This is a genomic window from Streptococcus sp. KHUD_018 (assembly GCF_054861215.1).
Genome location: NZ_CM142176.1, coordinates 1901091 through 1918931, shown reverse-complemented (window position 1 = coordinate 1918931; position 17841 = coordinate 1901091). Strand labels below are relative to the sequence as shown.

The window sequence follows — 17841 nt, the reverse complement described above, 5'->3', positions numbered from 1 at the left end:
GGAAACGATTCCAGCAAAACATTGGCACAAAAGAAAGGAAATCGCTATGAAAACGAAAACATTCACACTTTCTATTGCTTCCCTAGCAATTCTTAGTCTTTTAGCAGCTTGTGGACCTAAGGTACAAGCCCCTACCCAGCAATCTGCACAGCAATCATCTTCTCAACAAGAATCATCTTCTAGCGCTGCGACAAGTGCTAGTCAACCACAGGCATCCTCAAGTCAGGACACTACTGTTGCTCAACCTACGAACATCGATGGTACCTATACTGGAAAAGATGAGAATGACCAAATCACTCTTATTGTAACAGGTAAAACTGGTACATGGACTGAGGTCGAGCCAGATGGAGATAAGGAAATCAAGCAAGTCAGCTTTGAGCCAGAAAATCAACGTGTCATTATCGGTGATGATGTCAAAATTTACGCGGTTAATGGTAATCAATTGATTATCGACGATATGGACCGAGAGGCATCTGACCGAGTGGTATTAACTAAGCAATAATGATTAAGTAAAAGTTCCAATGAGATGAAAGCTATCTTTTTGGAGCTTTTTTCTTGAAAAAGTGGCGGGCTGTTCTTTACTAACTTCTTACTTAAAACGCTTACAAACATTTGTAAAACTTCTTATAAGGTCGTATACTTATGGTAAATAATCAAATAGCGCAGAGGCGCAGGAGGAAAAGCATATGGCTACATTTTACGTTCCATCAGTTAACCTTATTGGTAAAGGCGTTGTAAATGAAGTAGGTCCGTATATCAAGGAACTGGGGTATAAGAAGGCCCTTTTGGTGACAGACAAGTTCATCGAAGGAAGCGATATTTTACCTAAGGTTCTAAAACCACTAGATGCTGAAGGGATCGAATATGTGATTTTTAGCGATGTGGAGCCAAATCCGACTTGCAAGAACGTCACAGACGGAGTGGCTGCCCTGAAAGAGCATGGATGTGACTTTATCATCAGTCTTGGGGGAGGATCTCCTCAGGATGCGGCTAGTTGTATTTCTATCATCGCTACAAATGGTGGAAAACCACAGGACTACGAAGGTCTTCACAAGTCTGCTAAAAAAGGGTTGCCAGTGGTTGCGATCAATACAACAGCTGGAACTTCTGCAGAAATCACCATTAACTATGTCATTACTGACGAAGAACGCAAGGTCAAGATGGTAATGGTTGATAAGAACAGCCTCGCCCTTATCTCTGTCAATGATCCAGAACTCATGCTTTCAAAACCGAAAGGATTGACAGCAGCGACAGGTATGGATGCTCTTACCCATGCTGTCGAAGCCTTGGTAACACCAGGTGCTTATAATGTGACCAAGAAACTCTCTATCGGAGCTATTGAACTCATCAAAGAGTATCTTCCTCGTGCTGTGGCTAACGGACAAGATATTGAAGCGCGTGAGGCGATGGTCAATGCCATCTTCCTCGGTGGTATGAGCTTTAACAATGCTGGTTTGGGCTATGTTCATTCTATGGCTCACCAACTCGGTGCGGTATATAACTTGCCGCATGGTGTCTGCTGTGCCATGCTTCTCCCAGTTGTAGAACGTGAAAATGCCAAACGTGTACCAGAAGCTTTCCGCAATGTAGCCAAGGCTTTGGGTCTCCATGTTGAAGGGAAAACAGACCAAGAATGTGCTGACTATGCTATTGCTGAAATTGAAAAACTATCTGAAACCGTTGGTATTCCTAAGAAACTCACTGAACTAGGTATCGACGAAAAAGACTTTGACTTTGACTACCTTTCTAAGAATGCTTTGATTGATGCATGTGCGCCAGGCAATCCATTTATGCCAACCTTGGAAGAAACAATTGCTCTCTACAAAGAACTCTTCTAATTCATAAAGTGAAAAGAAGCTAAATAATGCTGGAAAGGACTATCATTTTGGTAGTTCTTTTTAAGTCTCTTAATATCTTAGTTAAAAATATAAAAAGGTAAACGGTTGCCATCTACCCCTGAACTGAGGTATACTAGTAGAAACATTAGTTTATCAATCGGTGAAGGAGAATGTTAGAAAAGGAAGGGGATGTATGACAGCTAGAAAAATGCAGCTACTCATGTCCAAATATGGTTTTAGTATTACCATCATGTTGGCAGAGTTGTTTATCGTCTTTGGTTTATTTCTCTATCTAGGGCAAATGGCTCCAATTATCTGGATTATCCTAGTCATTTTAGTGAGCTTAGCGACCATTGTATCAATTGTCAATCGGTCCATGAATCCTGAGAGTAAGGTAACATGGCTGTTAGTAGCCTTTGTGCCAGTGTTTGGGCCATTGCTCTATATCATGTTTGGAGAACGCCGTTTATCTAAAAAAGAAATGAAACAGCTAAAGCAACTCCAATCAATGGTTGACCGAGAGGACAATAGCAGAGCCCTACGTTTGGAGTTAAAGGAAGAGGATAAGTCGGCTTACGGAGTCATCAAATCTCTCCTTAGCATGGATACGAATGCGGATGTCTATAATCGAACAGATACCCATTTCTTCCCTTCAGGGGAAAGCATGTGGCGCCAGATGTTGGAGGATCTCAAAAAAGCGGAGAAGTTTATCTTTCTCGAATACTATATCATTGAAGAAGGTTTGATGTGGAATAGTATTTTAGAGATTTTGGAAGAAAAGGCAGCTCAAGGAGTAGAAGTGAAGCTCCTCTATGATGATATTGGTTGTATGGCAACCTTGCCTGGAGATTATACCATCCAGCTTCGTGGTCGAGGGATTGAAGCACACAAATTTAACAAGGTGATTCCACGCTTGACCGTTGCTTATAACAACCGTGATCACCGTAAAATCATGATTATCGATGGGCAGATCGCCTATACAGGTGGTGTTAATCTGGCAGATGAGTATATCAACCATATCGAACGTTTTGGTTACTGGAAGGATAGCGGTATTCGATTGGATGGTCCAGCAGTAAAGGCTTTTACCAGACTCTTCTTATCCACTTGGTATATCAACCGTGGGGAAATTAGTGATTTTGACCAATACCATCTCGAAAATCAACCTAGAGATGGGATGGGGCTTTGCATTCCTTACAGTAGTGGGCCAAAGCCTATCTACCGAGCCCAAGTTGGAAAAACGGTCTATCAAAACCTTATCAATCAAGCTACAGACTATGTCTATATCACGACCCCTTATCTGATTACCGACTATGATCTAACCGAGAGTATCAAAAATGCAGCTCTGAGAGGAGTAGATGTGCGAATTGTGACGCCATGTATCCCAGATAAGGAGGTTATTCAGTTAGTTACTCGGGGAGCCTATCCAGACTTGCTATCTGCTGGAGTTCGTATTTACGAGTACAGTCCAGGATTTCTTCATAGCAAGCAAATGCTTGTCGATGGAGAGGCGGCAACTGTGGGGACCATCAATTTTGATTATCGTAGCTTGCTTCACCACTATGAAAATGCCGTTTTACTTTATAGAACACAGTCTATCATCGATATTGAGAGGGACTTCGAAGAGATTTTTAAAGTTTCTCAAGAAATTTATCCCCACACCATCAAAACAAGCTGGTATCAAAGCTTAATCAAGGAAATTGTCCAGTTGTTTGCGCCCATGCTCTAACTACCAACCAAGATCTGGCCCAAGGCTGGATCTTATTTTTGTCTTTTTGCGAATAGATAAGCAGGAGGATGAAAATGCTAAATCAAGAAGAACATGATTTTATCCTAGAGTTTCAAACAAGCAGTTTACACCGTTTTCGAGAGATTGAACGCTATGCTGAGCTAGATAAGAAGTTAAGGAAATATCAATCCTTAGCTGACATTCCTGTAAGATTTTGATATACTAAAACAGATAAACTTACTAGGAGAAATTGAATGAACGTATACGAGGAAAAAGACGAACAGCTAGAAGAATTTCGATACCAGTATCGGGAACGGCTGGATCAAGAGTCTGAATTTGGGCTGGAGCGAGGTAAGAAGAAACGAACTCCACTTCCGTTTTTTAGTGTGGCAATTTGGAGTCTGGCTGCTACAGCTGTTTCTGTCATGTTGCCTCTGATCTTTGGTTTGGTGAGCCCCCAACAGATGCAAGATCTTTATACTGGTTGGGCGCTACATCAGAGTGGGCAGATTTACACGGATTATTATGGTTCAAATGGACTGCTTTATTACGTACTAATCTATCTCTCTCAAGGGAGTATTCTTTTTGCTTTGGTGGAGTGGTTGGCCTTGTTCGGAGCTGGTGTTTTTCTATTTAAATCCGCAGATACCTTGACAGGTCAGGGAGAGCAGGCTAGACAGCTTTTGTTGGTTTTCTATCTGCTTGTGGGCAGTCTGGGATTTGGTGGTAGCTATGCAGTTGCTGTGGCCTTGCCTTTTCTATTTTATAGTTTTAGCCTAGTGGCTGACTATCTGGATGATCCAAGTAACGATAAAGGTTTCTTGCGAGTTGGGATGAGTTTAGCATTAGCTTTCTTCCTATCACCTATTCCCACAGCTTTGTTTGCAGCCACACTTGCCTTGAGTTTGTTTGGATTTAATATTGCCCAGCATCGATTTGCTCATGGATTGTATCAATTTTTCGCATCAGCTCTAGGATTTTCTCTCCTTTTTTATCCAATTGGCTATTATACAGTCTTAACAGGAACATTTGGTGATGCGATCAGCCATACCTTGTATCCAATAGATACACTTAGCCTATTTTCAAATGCCAATCTTATGGAGAATGCTGCTTTCTATGGCTTGCTATCCATCGGTGTTGGGATTCTGACAGTAATCTTTTCAGGATTGTTTCAGACCAAGTCAGCCAAACAATTTGCTATCTCAATAGGCGCTAGTTTAGGTTTACTGGTGACTCTTGCTCTGTTAATTCTTTCAAAGGAACCTTTGCATGGCTCACGTTTGGCAGCGATTTTGCCCTTTCTGACATTGTTATTGTTAACCAACATCAAAGAAGGGAATCCTGAACGCATCAGTCGTAGTAGACGAAGAGTCCGCTCTTCATCACTCTTTGGTCGCTACCTCAAGGGAAATTTCTATCTACCATTAGTTGCGATAGTCTATTTACTTTTCCTACCTGTTTTGAGTCGCTATATTTCGCATCCAAGTACTTATCAGGAACGTGAGCAGCTTGCTAGCTTGGTCAAACAGCAAACGAGTTCCGAGGATCGTGTCTATGCTTGGGATAATCGGCCAGATTTCTACCGCGCAAGTGAACGCTTGGCACCAAGCTCTCTAGTGACACCAACACTCTATACTGCAAGCGACGAGAATAAAACGAAACTAGTCAATGACTTGAAAGAAAATCAACCGAAGATGATTTTGGTCAATCAAAAGGTTGCCTTGTGGTCGGATGTAGAGAGCCTACTTAGTGAAAAATACGAGCTTGTTCAGACGGATAGTAAGGAATTCAAGCTTTATAAATCTAAATAACAAATCAATATCTTGTGTTTTTTTAAAAATTTTAGAATTTTTGACACAAGATATTGATTTTTCTTTTTGGAGTGGTATAATATCATTTAAGAAGAAAAATAGAAAAGAGCCTGGATATGATTGTATTAGAAGAAAACCTTGCAACCGTTCCCACTTTGTTCGTTGAAAAACGAGATGGTAGACGTGTAGTGTTTGATGTAGACAAGATTGACAAAGCTCTCCACAAGGCGGCTGACAAAGTCATGGATGTGACACCCTTGGTCGAAAAACGTCTAAATGGACTGCTTGAGCGTATTGTTGCGGAAATTCATAGTCGTTTCCCTCAAGGTGTCAAGATTTACGAGATTCAAAATATCGTAGAGCATGAACTCCTTGAAGCCAAAGAATATGCGCTGGCTGAGGAGTATATCACTTATCGGACACAAAGGGATTTTGAGCGCTCAAAAGCGACAGATATCAACTTTAGCATTCATAAACTTCTCAATAAAGACCAGGCAGTTGTCAATGAAAACGCCAATAAAGACAGTGATGTCTTTAACACCCAGCGTGATTTGACAGCAGGGATTGTGGGGAAATCAATCGGCTTGCAAATGCTTCCTAAGCACGTAGCCAATGCTCACCAAAAAGGGGATATCCATTATCACGATTTGGACTACAGCCCCTATACGCCGATGACCAACTGCTGTTTGATTGATTTTAAAGGCATGTTGGAAAATGGTTTTAAGATTGGTAATGCAGAGGTAGAGAGTCCCAAGTCTATCCAGACTGCGACAGCTCAGATTTCACAAATCATCGCCAACGTCGCTTCTAGCCAGTACGGGGGCTGTTCAGCTGACCGTATTGATGAAGTTTTGGCACCTTATGCAGAGAAGAATTACCAAAAGCACCTCAAAGATGCGGAAGAGTGGGTCTTAGCTGACAAACGGGATGATTATGCTTGGAAGAAAACCCAAAAAGACATCTATGATGCCATGCAATCTCTTGAGTATGAAATCAACACCCTCTTCACTTCAAATGGACAAACACCTTTTACTTCACTAGGTTTTGGTTTAGGAACTAGTCGTTTTGAACGGGAAATTCAAAAAGCTATCTTGACCATTCGTATCAAGGGTCTTGGCTCAGAACACCGCACAGCCATCTTCCCTAAACTCATCTTTACGCTTAAAAGAGGCCTTAACTTGGAAGAAGGGACTCCAAACTATGACATCAAACAGTTGGCCCTCGAGTGTGCAACCAAACGGATGTACCCGGATGTCTTATCCTATGATAAGATTATCGAGTTGACTGGTTCTTTCAAGGTACCTATGGGTTGCCGTTCTTTCCTTCAAGGATGGAAGGATGAGAATGGCGTAGAAGTCAATTCTGGTCGGATGAATCTAGGTGTTGTGACGGTCAACCTTCCTCGCATTGCCCTCGAGTCTGAGGGCGACATGAATAAGTTCTGGGAAATCTTCAACGAGCGGATGAACATCGCAGAAGATGCTCTGGTTTACCGTGTCGAACGGACCAAGGAAGCTACACCAGCAAATGCTCCTATCCTTTATCAGTATGGAGCCTTTGGCCGCCGTCTTGGAAAAGAAGAAAGTGTTGACCAGCTTTTTAAGAATCGTCGAGCGACAGTTTCGTTGGGCTATATCGGTTTGTATGAAGTAGCGACGGTCTTCTTTGGCAATAGCTGGGAAAGCAATCCAGAAGCCAAGGAATTCACGCTAGACATCATTCGCGATATGAAACGCCGTGTAGAAGAGTGGTCCGACCAATATGGCTATCATTTCTCTATCTACTCAACACCATCTGAAAGTTTGACAGACCGTTTCTGTCGACTAGATACAGAGAAGTTTGGTTCTATTCCTGATATTACAGATAAGGAATACTACACCAACTCTTTCCACTATGATGTCCGTAAAAATCCAACACCGTTTGAAAAATTAGACTTTGAGAAAGTTTATCCAGAAGCAGGTGCGTCAGGTGGTTTCATTCATTATTGTGAGTATCCAGTTCTTCAACAAAATCCTAAGGCCCTGGAAGCTGTTTGGGACTATGCCTATGACCGTGTTGGTTATCTAGGAACCAACACTCCGATCGATCGCTGTTACAAGTGCGATTTTGAAGGGGATTTTGAACCGACCGAGAGAGGTTTTGCTTGTCCCAACTGTGGCAATAGCGACCCAAAAACAGTAGATGTTGTGAAACGAACTTGTGGCTATCTGGGAAATCCTCAAGCGCGTCCGATGGTTAACGGACGCCACAAGGAAATCGCTGCGCGTGTCAAACACATGAACGGTTCAACCATTAAAACAGCCGGACATGAAGTAACAAATTAGAAGGAAATGGAATGGGGAAATACCAATTGGATGATAAGGGGCGCGCACAAGTGACCCGTTATCACGAGAAATACTCTAAAGGTGGAACAGGTAAAAAAGAACGCTTGCTCAACCTCAGAGAACAGTTTTTAAACAAGAACAAGAAAAAATAAAAGTGAGAGTTGCCTCTCGCTTTTCTCTTAGCAGGAGGTAAGGATGGAACTACGTAGACCAAGTTTGGAAGATAAAGAAGCGATTTTAGAAATGATGGCAGAGTTTGAACAGACTCAATCAGCCCACGATGGTGGGTTTTGGAACGCCAACAATTTTGTTTATGAAGAGTGGCTAGAAGAAAATCTTCAAGCGGAAGCGGGACTCAATATTCCTGAAAACTGGGTTCCTGCTATCCAGCTGATTAGTTTTGACGTAGCAGGCCAGGCTCTTGGCTTTCTCAACCTTCGTCTCCGATTAAATGACTACTTACTAGAAAATGCTGGCCATATCGGCTATTCCGTCCGTCCCTCTGAAAGAGGCAAAGGTTATGCCAAAGAATCCCTCCGACAAGGTTTGCAAGTTGCTAAGGGAAAGAATATTAAACGAGCTTTAGTGACTTGTAGCACAGAAAATCCAGCAAGCCGAGCTGTTATCTTAGCTAATGGTGGGGCGTTGGAGGATGTTAGTAATGGAACAGAGCGCTACTGGATTGATGTCGATTAAGGAGGAAGCATGGAGCTAAGACGACCAACTTTGGAAGATAAAGAAGCGATATTAGAGATGATTGCGGAGTTCGATGCAGCAAAATCCTATATGCACGGTGGCATGGGCTCCGCTTGGAAGCGAGCAAAGGATTATGAGGATTGTTTAAAGATTGTAGAGCAGCAGGAGGATGCTGCCAACCTGCCAGTAGGCTGGGTTCCTGCAATCAAATTTTTATCCTTTGATGAGACTGGCTTGCCTTTGGGATTTTTAGCCCTGCGCTTGTCCTTGAATGACAAATTATTTGTGGAGGGCGGTCATATTGGCTATTCTATCCGTCCCAGCCAACGAGGCAAAGGATATGGGAAGGAGCAGTTGTGATTAGGACTAGCAGAGGCTCGAAAGCAAGGATTGGAACGAGTGCTGATTACCTGCGATGAAGACAACGAAGCCAGCCGCCGCACGATTCTCTCTGCTGGCGGTGTTTACGAAAATACAATCGATAGAAGTCAGCGCTACTGGATAGATTTGGAGTAGAAGGATGACATGGAATACACCAAAACCAGGTGAATGGAAAAGCGAGGAGCTTAGTAAGGGGCGAATCATTGATTACAAAGCCTTTAACTTCGTAGATGGAGAAGGCGTGCGCAACTCTCTCTATGTCGCAGGTTGTATGTTCCACTGCGAGGGCTGCTATAATGTTGCGACTTGGTCTTTCAATGCAGGCATTCCCTATACGGCAGAGTTAGAAGAACAGATTATGGAAGATCTTGCCCAACCCTATGTTCAAGGCTTGACCTTGCTGGGAGGAGAGCCATTCCTCAATACGGGCATTCTCTTGCCACTCGTTAAACGCATTCGGAAGGAATTGCCAGATAAAGACATCTGGTCCTGGACAGGTTATACTTGGGAGGAAATGATGCTGGAGACTCCAGATAAACTGGAACTCTTATCATTGATTGACATCCTTGTCGATGGACGGTATGATAAAAGCAAGCGTAATCTCATGCTCCAGTTTCGAGGTTCCTCTAATCAACGTATCATTGATGTGCAAAAATCCCTCAAAAGTGGGCAAGTGGTGATTTGGGACAAGCTTAATGACGGAAAAGAAAGCTATGAACAGGTGAAGAGAGAGTGAAGAAAAAAGACCTGATAGAACAACTGGTTTCAGAGATTGAAACGGGAAGGGTTAGGACGCTGGGGATTTACGGTCATGGGGCTTCAGGTAAATCAACCTTTGCACAGGAATTGTACCAAGCTTTAGATTCCACAAAAGTAAATTTACTAGAAACAGATCCCTATATCACCTCAGAACGTCACCTGGTAGTACCAAAGCAAGCACCAGATCAAAAAGTGACAGCTTGTCTCCCAGTGGCGCATGAACTGGCAAGTTTGCAGAGAGATATTCTCGCCTTGCAGGCAGGTATGGATGTCTTGACAATCGATGAACCGTGGAAGGCTAGTGAAATCTTATCTGGAGCCAAGCCAATTCTGATTGTTGAAGGGATGTCTGTGGGTTTTCTACCCAAGGAACTCTTTGACAAAACCATCTGTTTCTACACGGATGAGGAGACCGAATTAAAGAGGCGTCTAGCTCGAGATACGACTATGAGGAATCGAGATGCTTCCTTTGTGTTAGCTAGTCATCAGATGAGACGGGAGCAGTATCTGCGATACTATAGAGAAACCGAGTCTAAAGCGGACATTTTAGTAGATCAATCAGAAGATACATTCAAGGTTAAAATAACACACAATATATAGAAGAAAAGATATATTTTTATAGTCGTAAATCAGTAATCATAGGAAGATGAAATAGGAAAACAGTTTCATCCTAAAAAAACGAAAAAAAGATTACAAATCCCTTGCAATCGCAGGGGCTTTGTGTTATTCTATTATGGTGCTGTAAATTACAGCCTTAGCTTTGATGCAAGAGGTTGCGACACGCTCGGTTGCATTGCCACGCAACGCGCGTCGGTTTTCTTGTGGAGCTAGCCTATTATCTTAAATAGACGAAAAGGAGAAAAAGATGGCAAACAAAAAAATCCGTATCCGTTTGAAAGCTTACGAACACCGTACGCTTGACACAGCGGCTGCAAAAATCGTAGAATCAGCTACTCGTACAGGTGCACAAGTTGCGGGTCCAATCCCACTTCCAACTGAGCGTAGCCTCTACACAATCATTCGTGCGACTCACAAATACAAAGACTCTCGCGAACAATTTGAAATGCGTACACACAAACGTTTGATCGATATCGTTAACCCAACTCAAAAAACAGTTGATGCCTTGATGAAATTGGATCTTCCAAGTGGTGTAAACGTAGAAATCAAACTTTAATCTAAAGCTTGATACCTTGAGCATAAAAAACGCTCGTTAAAAACTTTTTGAATAAAAAATATAGAAAAGGAACTATTTTCTCATGACAAAAGGAATCTTAGGGAAAAAAGTGGGAATGACTCAAATCTTCACTGAAGCTGGCGAATTGATCCCTGTAACAGTTATTGAAGCAACTCCAAACGTTGTTCTTCAAATTAAAACTGTTGAAACAGACGGATACAACGCTATCCAAGTTGGTTTCGATGACAAACGCGAAGTATTGAGCAACAAACCTGCTAAAGGACATGTAGCGAAAGCTAACACGGCTCCTAAGCGCTTCATTCGTGAATTCAAAAACGTTGAAGGCTTGGAAGTTGGTGCTGAAATCACAGTTGAAACATTCGCAGCTGGAGACGTTGTTGACGTAACTGGTACTTCTAAAGGTAAAGGTTTCCAAGGTGTTATCAAACGCCACGGACAATCACGTGGACCAATGGCTCACGGTTCTCGTTACCACCGTCGTCCAGGTTCTATGGGACCTGTTGCACCTAACCGCGTATTCAAAGGTAAAAACCTTGCAGGACGTATGGGTGGCGACCGCGTAACAATTCAAAACCTTGAAGTGGTACAAGTTGTTCCAGAAAAGAACGTTATCCTTATCAAAGGTAACGTACCAGGTGCTAAGAAATCTCTTATCACTATCAAATCAGCAGTTAAAGCTGGTAAATAATAAAGAAAGGGGAAATCAGTCACAATGGCAAACGTAACATTATTTGACCAAACTGGTAAAGAAGCTGGCCAAGTTGTTCTTAACGATGCAGTATTTGGTATTGAACCAAATGAATCAGTTGTGTTTGATGTGATCATCAGCCAACGCGCAAGCCTTCGTCAAGGAACACACGCTGTTAAAAACCGCTCTGCAGTATCAGGTGGTGGACGCAAACCATGGCGTCAAAAAGGAACTGGACGTGCTCGTCAAGGTTCTATCCGCTCACCACAATGGCGTGGTGGTGGTGTTGTCTTCGGACCAACTCCACGTTCATACGGCTACAAACTTCCACAAAAAGTTCGTCGCCTAGCTCTTAAATCAGTTTACTCTGAAAAAGTTGCTGAAAACAAATTCGTAGCTGTAGACGCTCTTTCATTTACAGCTCCAAAAACTGCTGAATTTGCAAAAGTTCTTGCAGCATTGAGCATCGATTCTAAAGTTCTTGTTATCCTTGAAGAAGGAAATGAATTCGCAGCTCTTTCAGCTCGTAACCTTCCAAACGTGAAAGTTGCAACTGCTACAACTGCAAGTGTTCTTGACATCGCAAATAGCGACAAACTTCTTGTCACACAAGCAGCTATCTCTAAAATCGAGGAGGTTCTTGCATAATGAATTTGTATGATGTTATCAAAAAACCTGTTATCACTGAAAGCTCAATGGCTCAACTTGAAGCAGGAAAATATGTATTTGAAGTTGACACTCGTGCACACAAACTTTTGATCAAGCAAGCTGTTGAAGCTGCTTTCGAAGGTGTTAAAGTTGCCAACGTTAACACAATCAACGTAAAACCAAAAGCGAAACGAGTTGGACGTTACACTGGTTTTACTAACAAAACTAAAAAAGCTATCATCACACTTACAGCTGATTCAAAAGCAATCGAGTTGTTTGCTGCTGAAGCTGAATAATCTAAGGAGGAAATATCGTGGGAATTCGTGTTTATAAACCAACAACAAACGGTCGCCGTAATATGACTTCTTTGGATTTCGCTGAAATCACAACAAGCACTCCTGAAAAATCATTGCTTGTTGCTTTGAAGAGCAAGGCTGGTCGTAACAACAACGGTCGTATCACTGTTCGTCACCAAGGTGGTGGACACAAACGTTTCTACCGTTTGGTTGACTTCAAACGTAACAAAGACAACGTTGAAGCAGTTGTTAAAACTATCGAGTACGATCCAAACCGTTCTGCAAACATCGCTCTTGTACACTACACTGACGGTGTGAAAGCATACATCATCGCTCCAAAAGGTCTTGAAGTTGGTCAACGTATCGTTTCAGGTCCTGAAGCAGATATCAAAGTCGGAAACGCTCTTCCACTTGCTAACATCCCAGTTGGTACTTTGATCCACAACATCGAATTGAAACCAGGTCGTGGTGGAGAATTGGTACGTGCTGCTGGTGCTTCTGCCCAAGTATTGGGTCAAGAAGGTAAATACGTTCTTGTTCGTCTTCAATCTGGCGAAGTTCGTATGATTCTTGGAACTTGTCGTGCTACAGTTGGTGTTGTCGGAAACGAACAACATGGACTTGTAAACCTTGGTAAAGCAGGACGTAGCCGTTGGAAAGGTATCCGCCCAACAGTTCGTGGTTCTGTAATGAACCCTAACGATCACCCACACGGTGGTGGTGAAGGTAAAGCACCAGTTGGTCGTAAAGCGCCATCTACTCCATGGGGTAAACCTGCTCTTGGTCTTAAAACTCGTAACAAGAAAGCGAAATCTGACAAACTTATCGTTCGTCGTCGCAACGAGAAATAATAGTAAACTAGTCGCCTAAGCAACTAGGAAATCCGCCAGCTCGGTAGCGCTCCATGTGAGCGCAAGCCGCTGTGGTACAACATTTAAAGGAGAAAATATAAAAATGGGACGCAGTCTTAAAAAAGGACCTTTCGTCGATGAGCATTTGATGAAAAAAGTTGAAGCTCAAGCTAACGACGAAAAGAAAAAAGTTATCAAAACTTGGTCACGTCGTTCAACGATCTTCCCAAGTTTCATTGGTTACACTATTGCAGTTTATGACGGACGTAAACACGTACCTGTTTACATCCAAGAAGACATGGTAGGTCACAAACTTGGTGAATTTGCACCAACTCGTACTTACAAAGGTCACGCTGCAGACGACAAGAAAACACGTAGAAAATAAGGAGAACATAAATGGCAGAAATTACTTCAGCTAAAGCAATGGCTCGTACAGTACGTGTTTCACCTCGTAAATCACGTCTTGTTCTTGACAACATCCGTGGTAAAAGCGTAGCCGATGCTATTGCAATCTTGACATTCACACCAAACAAAGCTGCTGAAATCATCTTGAAAGTTTTGAATTCAGCTGTAGCTAACGCTGAAAACAACTTTGGTTTGGACAAAGCTAACTTGGTAGTATCTGAAGCATTCGCAAACGAAGGACCAACTATGAAACGTTTCCGTCCACGTGCGAAAGGTTCAGCTTCACCAATCAACAAACGTACAGCTCACATCACTGTGGCTGTTGCAGAAAAATAAGGAGGTAACATCGTGGGTCAAAAAGTACATCCAATTGGTATGCGTGTCGGCATCATCCGTGATTGGGATGCCAAATGGTATGCTGAAAAAGAATACGCGGATTACCTTCATGAAGATCTTGCAATCCGTAAATTCGTTCAAAAAGAACTTGCTGACGCAGCAGTTTCAACTATCGAAATTGAACGCGCAGTAAACAAAGTTAACGTTTCACTTCACACTGCTAAACCAGGTATGGTCATCGGTAAAGGTGGTGCTAACGTTGATGCACTCCGTGCAAAACTTAACAAATTGACTGGAAAACAAGTACACATCAACATCATCGAAATCAAACAACCTGATTTGGATGCTCATCTTGTAGGTGAAGGAATTGCTCGTCAATTGGAGCAACGTGTTGCTTTCCGTCGTGCACAAAAACAAGCAATCCAACGTGCAATGCGTGCTGGAGCTAAAGGAATCAAAACTCAAGTATCAGGTCGTTTGAACGGTGCAGATATCGCCCGTGCTGAAGGATACTCTGAAGGAACTGTTCCACTTCACACACTTCGTGCAGATATCGATTACGCTTGGGAAGAAGCAGATACTACATACGGTAAACTTGGTGTTAAAGTATGGATCTACCGTGGTGAAGTTCTTCCAGCTCGTAAAAACACTAAAGGAGGTAAATAACCAATGTTAGTACCTAAACGTGTTAAACACCGTCGTGAATTCCGTGGAAAAATGCGCGGTGAAGCAAAAGGTGGAAAAGAAGTAGCTTTCGGTGAATACGGTCTTCAAGCTACAACTAGCCACTGGATCACTAACCGCCAAATCGAAGCTGCTCGTATCGCCATGACTCGTTACATGAAACGTGGTGGTAAAGTTTGGATTAAAATCTTCCCACACAAATCATACACTGCTAAAGCTATCGGTGTGCGTATGGGATCTGGTAAAGGGGCACCTGAAGGTTGGGTAGCACCAGTTAAACGTGGTAAAGTGATGTTTGAAGTTGCTGGTGTATCTGAAGAGATCGCTCGCGAAGCGCTTCGTCTTGCTAGCCACAAATTGCCAGTTAAATGTAAATTCGTAAAACGTGAAGCAGAATAAGGAGAAGGCATGAAACTTAATGAAGTAAAAGAATTTGTTAAAGAACTTCGTGGTCTTTCTCAAGAAGAACTCGCGAAGCGCGAAAACGAATTGAAAAAAGAATTGTTTGAACTTCGTTTCCAAGCTGCTACTGGTCAATTGGAACAAACAGCTCGCTTGAAAGAAGTTAAAAAACAAATCGCTCGTATCAAAACAGTTCAATCTGAAGCGAAATAATAGACTAGGGAAGGAGAAATTTCAATGGAACGCAATAATCGTAAAGTTCTTGTTGGACGTGTTGTATCTGACAAAATGGACAAGACAATCACAGTTGTAGTTGAAACAAAACGTAACCACCCAGTCTATGGTAAACGTATTAACTACTCTAAAAAATACAAAGCACATGATGAAAACAATGTTGCCAAAGAAGGCGATATCGTACGTATCATGGAAACTCGTCCGCTTTCAGCTACAAAACGTTTCCGTCTTGTAGAAGTTGTTGAAGAAGCGGTCATCATCTAATCAAGCCTGAAAGGAGAAAACTGAAATGATTCAAACAGAAACTCGTTTGAAAGTCGCAGACAACAGCGGTGCACGCGAAATCTTGACTATCAAAGTTCTTGGTGGTTCTAAACGTAAATTTGCGAACATCGGTGATGTCATTGTGGCATCTGTAAAACAAGCTACTCCTGGTGGTGCGGTTAAAAAAGGTGACGTTGTAAAAGCTGTTATCGTTCGTACTAAATCAGGTGCTCGTCGTGCTGATGGTTCATACATCAAATTTGACGAAAACGCAGCAGTTATCATCCGTGAAGACAAAACTCCTCGCGGAACACGTATCTTTGGCCCAGTTGCACGTGAATTGCGTGAAGGTGGCTTCATGAAGATCGTGTCACTTGCTCCAGAAGTACTTTAATTTTAAAAAAACAAACTAGTCCCCTAGCTTCAAGCTAGGGTGCCCTTATGGGCGTAAGAAAAATCAAGGAGAAACCTAATGTTTGTAAAAAAAGGCGACAAAGTTCGCGTAATCGCTGGTAAAGATAAGGGAACAGAAGCTGTTGTCCTTACTGCCCTTCCAAAAGTAAACAAAGTTATCGTTGAAGGTGTAAACATCGTTAAGAAACACCAACGTCCAACTAATGATCTTCCTCAAGGTGGTATCATCGAGAAAGAAGCAGCTATCCACGTATCAAACGTTCAAGTATTGGACAAAAATGGTGTGGCTGGTCGTGTTGGTTACAAATTTGTAGACGGTAAGAAAGTTCGCTACAACAAAAAATCAGGCGAAGTGCTTGATTAATCACGAAGGAAAGGAGAAGTATAATGGCAAATCGTTTAAAAGAAAAATATCTTAATGAAGTAGTTCCTGCTTTGACAGAACAATTCAACTACTCATCAGTGATGGCTGTGCCTAAAGTAGATAAGATCGTTTTGAACATGGGTGTTGGTGAAGCTGTATCAAACGCTAAAAGCCTTGAAAAAGCTGCTGAAGAATTGGCACTTATCTCAGGTCAAAAACCACTTATCACTAAAGCTAAAAAATCAATCGCCGGCTTCCGTCTTCGTGAAGGTGTTGCGATCGGTGCAAAAGTTACCCTTCGTGGTGAACGTATGTACGAATTCTTGGACAAATTGGTTTCAGTTTCACTTCCACGTGTACGTGACTTCCACGGTGTTCCAACAAAATCATTTGATGGACGCGGAAACTACACACTTGGTGTGAAAGAACAATTGATCTTCCCAGAAATCAACTTTGATGACGTTGACAAAACTCGTGGTCTTGACATCGTTATCGTAACAACTGCTAACACTGACGAAGAGTCACGTGCATTGCTTACAGGCCTTGGAATGCCTTTTGCAAAATAATATAGGAGGTAAATCTAATGGCTAAAAAATCAATGATTGCTAAGAACAAACGTCCAGCGAAGTTCTCTACTCAAGCTTATACTCGTTGTGAAAAATGTGGTCGTCCACATTCAGTTTACCGCAAATTTAAACTTTGCCGTGTTTGCTTCCGTGAATTAGCTTACAAAGGACAAATTCCTGGTGTAACAAAAGCATCTTGGTAATATCATGATACAAAGAGCGTAACAACCACAGCAAAAATAGGAAATTTGGTGTAGGAGCGATGCTCCAAAACAAATTTATCTTTTTTGCAGAGGTTGTAGCTCGTGTTCAAATAAGAGTTCTCTTATTTGAATGTGTCAATACTATCTGAGCCCAGCTCAATCATTAACTAGCAAGTGCGACTTGCAAACTACTAGTAAGAGGAGAATAAAAAATGGTTATGACTGACCCAATCGCAGACTTCCTAACTCGTATTCGTAACGCTAACCAAGCGAAACACGAAGTACTTGAAGTACCTGCATCAAACATCAAAAAAGGGATTGCTGAAATCCTTAAACGCGAAGGTTTTGTTAAGAACGTAGAAATCATCGAAGATGACAAACAAGGCATCATCCGTGTATTCCTTAAATACGGACCAAACGGTGAAAAAGTTATCACTAACTTGAAACGTGTTTCTAAACCAGGACTTCGTGTCTACAAAAAACGTGAAGATCTTCCAAAAGTTCTTAACGGACTTGGAATCGCTATCCTTTCAACTTCCGAAGGTTTGCTTACTGATAAAGAAGCACGCCAAAAGAATGTTGGTGGTGAGGTTATCGCTTACGTTTGGTAAAATCAAGATACAAAGCTCGTAAAGAACAAAGCAAAATTAGAAAGTTGGAGAAGTTTGTTTACAAACCAGCCAACTTATCTATTTTGCACAGTTCTTAGAGCGTGTTCAATTTAGCTATTGAACACAATAAGTATCTTTAACCCCG

At 42.1% G+C, this 17841-nt stretch carries 26 protein-coding genes and 1 pseudogene; all 27 read left to right on the top strand.

The annotated features are described in order from the left end of the window. The first annotated feature begins 46 nt into the window (after positions 1 to 46). On the top strand, positions 47 to 502 hold the full coding sequence (locus ACVBD2_RS09725; protein WP_461685699.1) for an SP_0198 family lipoprotein: 456 nt from the start codon (positions 47 to 49) through the stop codon (positions 500 to 502). A 184-nt stretch (positions 503 to 686) separates the two neighbouring features. Continuing rightward, positions 687 to 1838: an iron-containing alcohol dehydrogenase gene (locus ACVBD2_RS09720; RefSeq protein WP_461685698.1), complete on the top strand. Its 1152-nt coding sequence runs from the start codon at positions 687 to 689 to the stop codon at positions 1836 to 1838. A gap of 193 nt (positions 1839 to 2031) precedes the next feature. Continuing rightward, positions 2032 to 3564, top strand: coding sequence for a cardiolipin synthase (gene cls, locus ACVBD2_RS09715; RefSeq protein ID WP_084975969.1), 1533 nt, complete (start codon positions 2032 to 2034; stop codon positions 3562 to 3564). 74 nt (positions 3565 to 3638) lie between these two features. After that, positions 3639 to 3782 carry a hypothetical protein gene (locus ACVBD2_RS09710; protein ID WP_000934021.1) on the top strand — a complete coding sequence of 48 codons (144 nt, stop codon included), beginning with the start codon at positions 3639 to 3641 and terminating at the stop codon, positions 3780 to 3782. Positions 3783 to 3818: 36 nt separating this feature from the next. Beyond that, the gene (locus ACVBD2_RS09705; RefSeq protein ID WP_084975970.1) at positions 3819 to 5375 is read left to right on the top strand and encodes a damage-inducible protein CinA; all 1557 of its coding nucleotides are present in this window, start codon (positions 3819 to 3821) and stop codon (positions 5373 to 5375) included. 116 nt (positions 5376 to 5491) lie between these two features. Continuing rightward, positions 5492 to 7699, top strand: coding sequence for an anaerobic ribonucleoside-triphosphate reductase (gene nrdD / locus ACVBD2_RS09700; protein ID WP_461685697.1), 2208 nt, complete (start codon positions 5492 to 5494; stop codon positions 7697 to 7699). Between the two features lie 11 nt (positions 7700 to 7710). After that, positions 7711 to 7851: a hypothetical protein gene (locus ACVBD2_RS09695; RefSeq protein WP_000521635.1), complete on the top strand. Its 141-nt coding sequence runs from the start codon at positions 7711 to 7713 to the stop codon at positions 7849 to 7851. A 43-nt stretch (positions 7852 to 7894) separates the two neighbouring features. Beyond that, on the top strand, positions 7895 to 8395 hold the full coding sequence (locus ACVBD2_RS09690; protein WP_461685696.1) for a GNAT family N-acetyltransferase: 501 nt from the start codon (positions 7895 to 7897) through the stop codon (positions 8393 to 8395). Positions 8396 to 8404: 9 nt separating this feature from the next. Beyond that, positions 8405 to 8911: pseudogene (locus ACVBD2_RS09685) on the top strand (GNAT family N-acetyltransferase). A gap of 4 nt (positions 8912 to 8915) precedes the next feature. Beyond that, a complete protein-coding gene (nrdG, locus tag ACVBD2_RS09680) occupies positions 8916 to 9512 on the top strand; it encodes an anaerobic ribonucleoside-triphosphate reductase activating protein (RefSeq protein ID WP_000220155.1) in 597 nt (198 codons plus the stop codon). Beyond that, positions 9509 to 10135 carry a uridine kinase family protein gene (locus tag ACVBD2_RS09675; protein WP_461685695.1) on the top strand — a complete coding sequence of 209 codons (627 nt, stop codon included), beginning with the start codon at positions 9509 to 9511 and terminating at the stop codon, positions 10133 to 10135. The genes nrdG and ACVBD2_RS09675 overlap by 4 nt, the downstream gene beginning before the upstream one ends. Positions 10136 to 10400: 265 nt before the next feature. After that, positions 10401 to 10709, top strand: a complete 309-nt coding sequence (gene rpsJ, locus ACVBD2_RS09670) for a 30S ribosomal protein S10 (RefSeq protein ID WP_001284513.1) — start codon at positions 10401 to 10403, stop codon at positions 10707 to 10709. Positions 10710 to 10791: 82 nt separating this feature from the next. Then, complete coding sequence (gene rplC / locus ACVBD2_RS09665; RefSeq protein WP_265486864.1) at positions 10792 to 11418, top strand: 50S ribosomal protein L3; 627 nt, start codon at positions 10792 to 10794, stop codon at positions 11416 to 11418. A 24-nt stretch (positions 11419 to 11442) separates the two neighbouring features. Beyond that, complete coding sequence (gene rplD / locus ACVBD2_RS09660) at positions 11443 to 12066, top strand: 50S ribosomal protein L4 (protein ID WP_000024537.1); 624 nt, start codon at positions 11443 to 11445, stop codon at positions 12064 to 12066. After that, entirely contained in the window at positions 12066 to 12362 is a 297-nt protein-coding gene (locus ACVBD2_RS09655) for a 50S ribosomal protein L23 (protein WP_001055347.1), read from the top strand. Before rplD ends, ACVBD2_RS09655 begins: the two co-directional genes overlap by 1 nt. A 17-nt stretch (positions 12363 to 12379) precedes the next feature. Continuing rightward, a complete protein-coding gene (rplB, locus tag ACVBD2_RS09650) occupies positions 12380 to 13213 on the top strand; it encodes a 50S ribosomal protein L2 (RefSeq protein WP_000512910.1) in 834 nt (277 codons plus the stop codon). Positions 13214 to 13316: 103 nt separating this feature from the next. Continuing rightward, on the top strand, positions 13317 to 13598 hold the full coding sequence (gene rpsS / locus ACVBD2_RS09645; protein ID WP_000533766.1) for a 30S ribosomal protein S19: 282 nt from the start codon (positions 13317 to 13319) through the stop codon (positions 13596 to 13598). An 11-nt stretch (positions 13599 to 13609) separates the two neighbouring features. Next, positions 13610 to 13954 (top strand): 50S ribosomal protein L22, encoded by a 345-nt coding sequence (gene rplV / locus ACVBD2_RS09640; RefSeq protein ID WP_000818137.1) that lies wholly within the window; start codon positions 13610 to 13612, stop codon positions 13952 to 13954. A 12-nt stretch (positions 13955 to 13966) separates the two neighbouring features. Then, the gene (gene rpsC / locus ACVBD2_RS09635; protein WP_000529936.1) at positions 13967 to 14620 is read left to right on the top strand and encodes a 30S ribosomal protein S3; all 654 of its coding nucleotides are present in this window, start codon (positions 13967 to 13969) and stop codon (positions 14618 to 14620) included. A gap of 3 nt (positions 14621 to 14623) precedes the next feature. Continuing rightward, the gene (gene rplP, locus ACVBD2_RS09630; RefSeq protein ID WP_000960948.1) at positions 14624 to 15037 is read left to right on the top strand and encodes a 50S ribosomal protein L16; all 414 of its coding nucleotides are present in this window, start codon (positions 14624 to 14626) and stop codon (positions 15035 to 15037) included. Positions 15038 to 15046: 9 nt separating this feature from the next. Then, positions 15047 to 15253, top strand: coding sequence for a 50S ribosomal protein L29 (gene rpmC / locus ACVBD2_RS09625; protein WP_000772918.1), 207 nt, complete (start codon positions 15047 to 15049; stop codon positions 15251 to 15253). A 24-nt stretch (positions 15254 to 15277) separates the two neighbouring features. Then, the gene (gene rpsQ / locus ACVBD2_RS09620) at positions 15278 to 15538 is read left to right on the top strand and encodes a 30S ribosomal protein S17 (RefSeq protein WP_000440801.1); all 261 of its coding nucleotides are present in this window, start codon (positions 15278 to 15280) and stop codon (positions 15536 to 15538) included. 25 nt (positions 15539 to 15563) lie between these two features. Then, positions 15564 to 15932 (top strand): 50S ribosomal protein L14, encoded by a 369-nt coding sequence (rplN, locus tag ACVBD2_RS09615; protein ID WP_000616548.1) that lies wholly within the window; start codon positions 15564 to 15566, stop codon positions 15930 to 15932. Positions 15933 to 16010: 78 nt separating this feature from the next. Next, on the top strand, positions 16011 to 16316 hold the full coding sequence (gene rplX, locus ACVBD2_RS09610; protein ID WP_000497690.1) for a 50S ribosomal protein L24: 306 nt from the start codon (positions 16011 to 16013) through the stop codon (positions 16314 to 16316). Positions 16317 to 16339: 23 nt separating this feature from the next. Next, the gene (gene rplE, locus ACVBD2_RS09605; protein ID WP_000013542.1) at positions 16340 to 16882 is read left to right on the top strand and encodes a 50S ribosomal protein L5; all 543 of its coding nucleotides are present in this window, start codon (positions 16340 to 16342) and stop codon (positions 16880 to 16882) included. Positions 16883 to 16899: 17 nt separating this feature from the next. Beyond that, positions 16900 to 17085 carry a type Z 30S ribosomal protein S14 gene (locus ACVBD2_RS09600; protein WP_001085697.1) on the top strand — a complete coding sequence of 62 codons (186 nt, stop codon included), beginning with the start codon at positions 16900 to 16902 and terminating at the stop codon, positions 17083 to 17085. Positions 17086 to 17297: 212 nt separating this feature from the next. Next, complete coding sequence (gene rpsH, locus ACVBD2_RS09595; protein WP_000245504.1) at positions 17298 to 17696, top strand: 30S ribosomal protein S8; 399 nt, start codon at positions 17298 to 17300, stop codon at positions 17694 to 17696. Positions 17697 to 17841 lie beyond the last annotated feature (145 nt).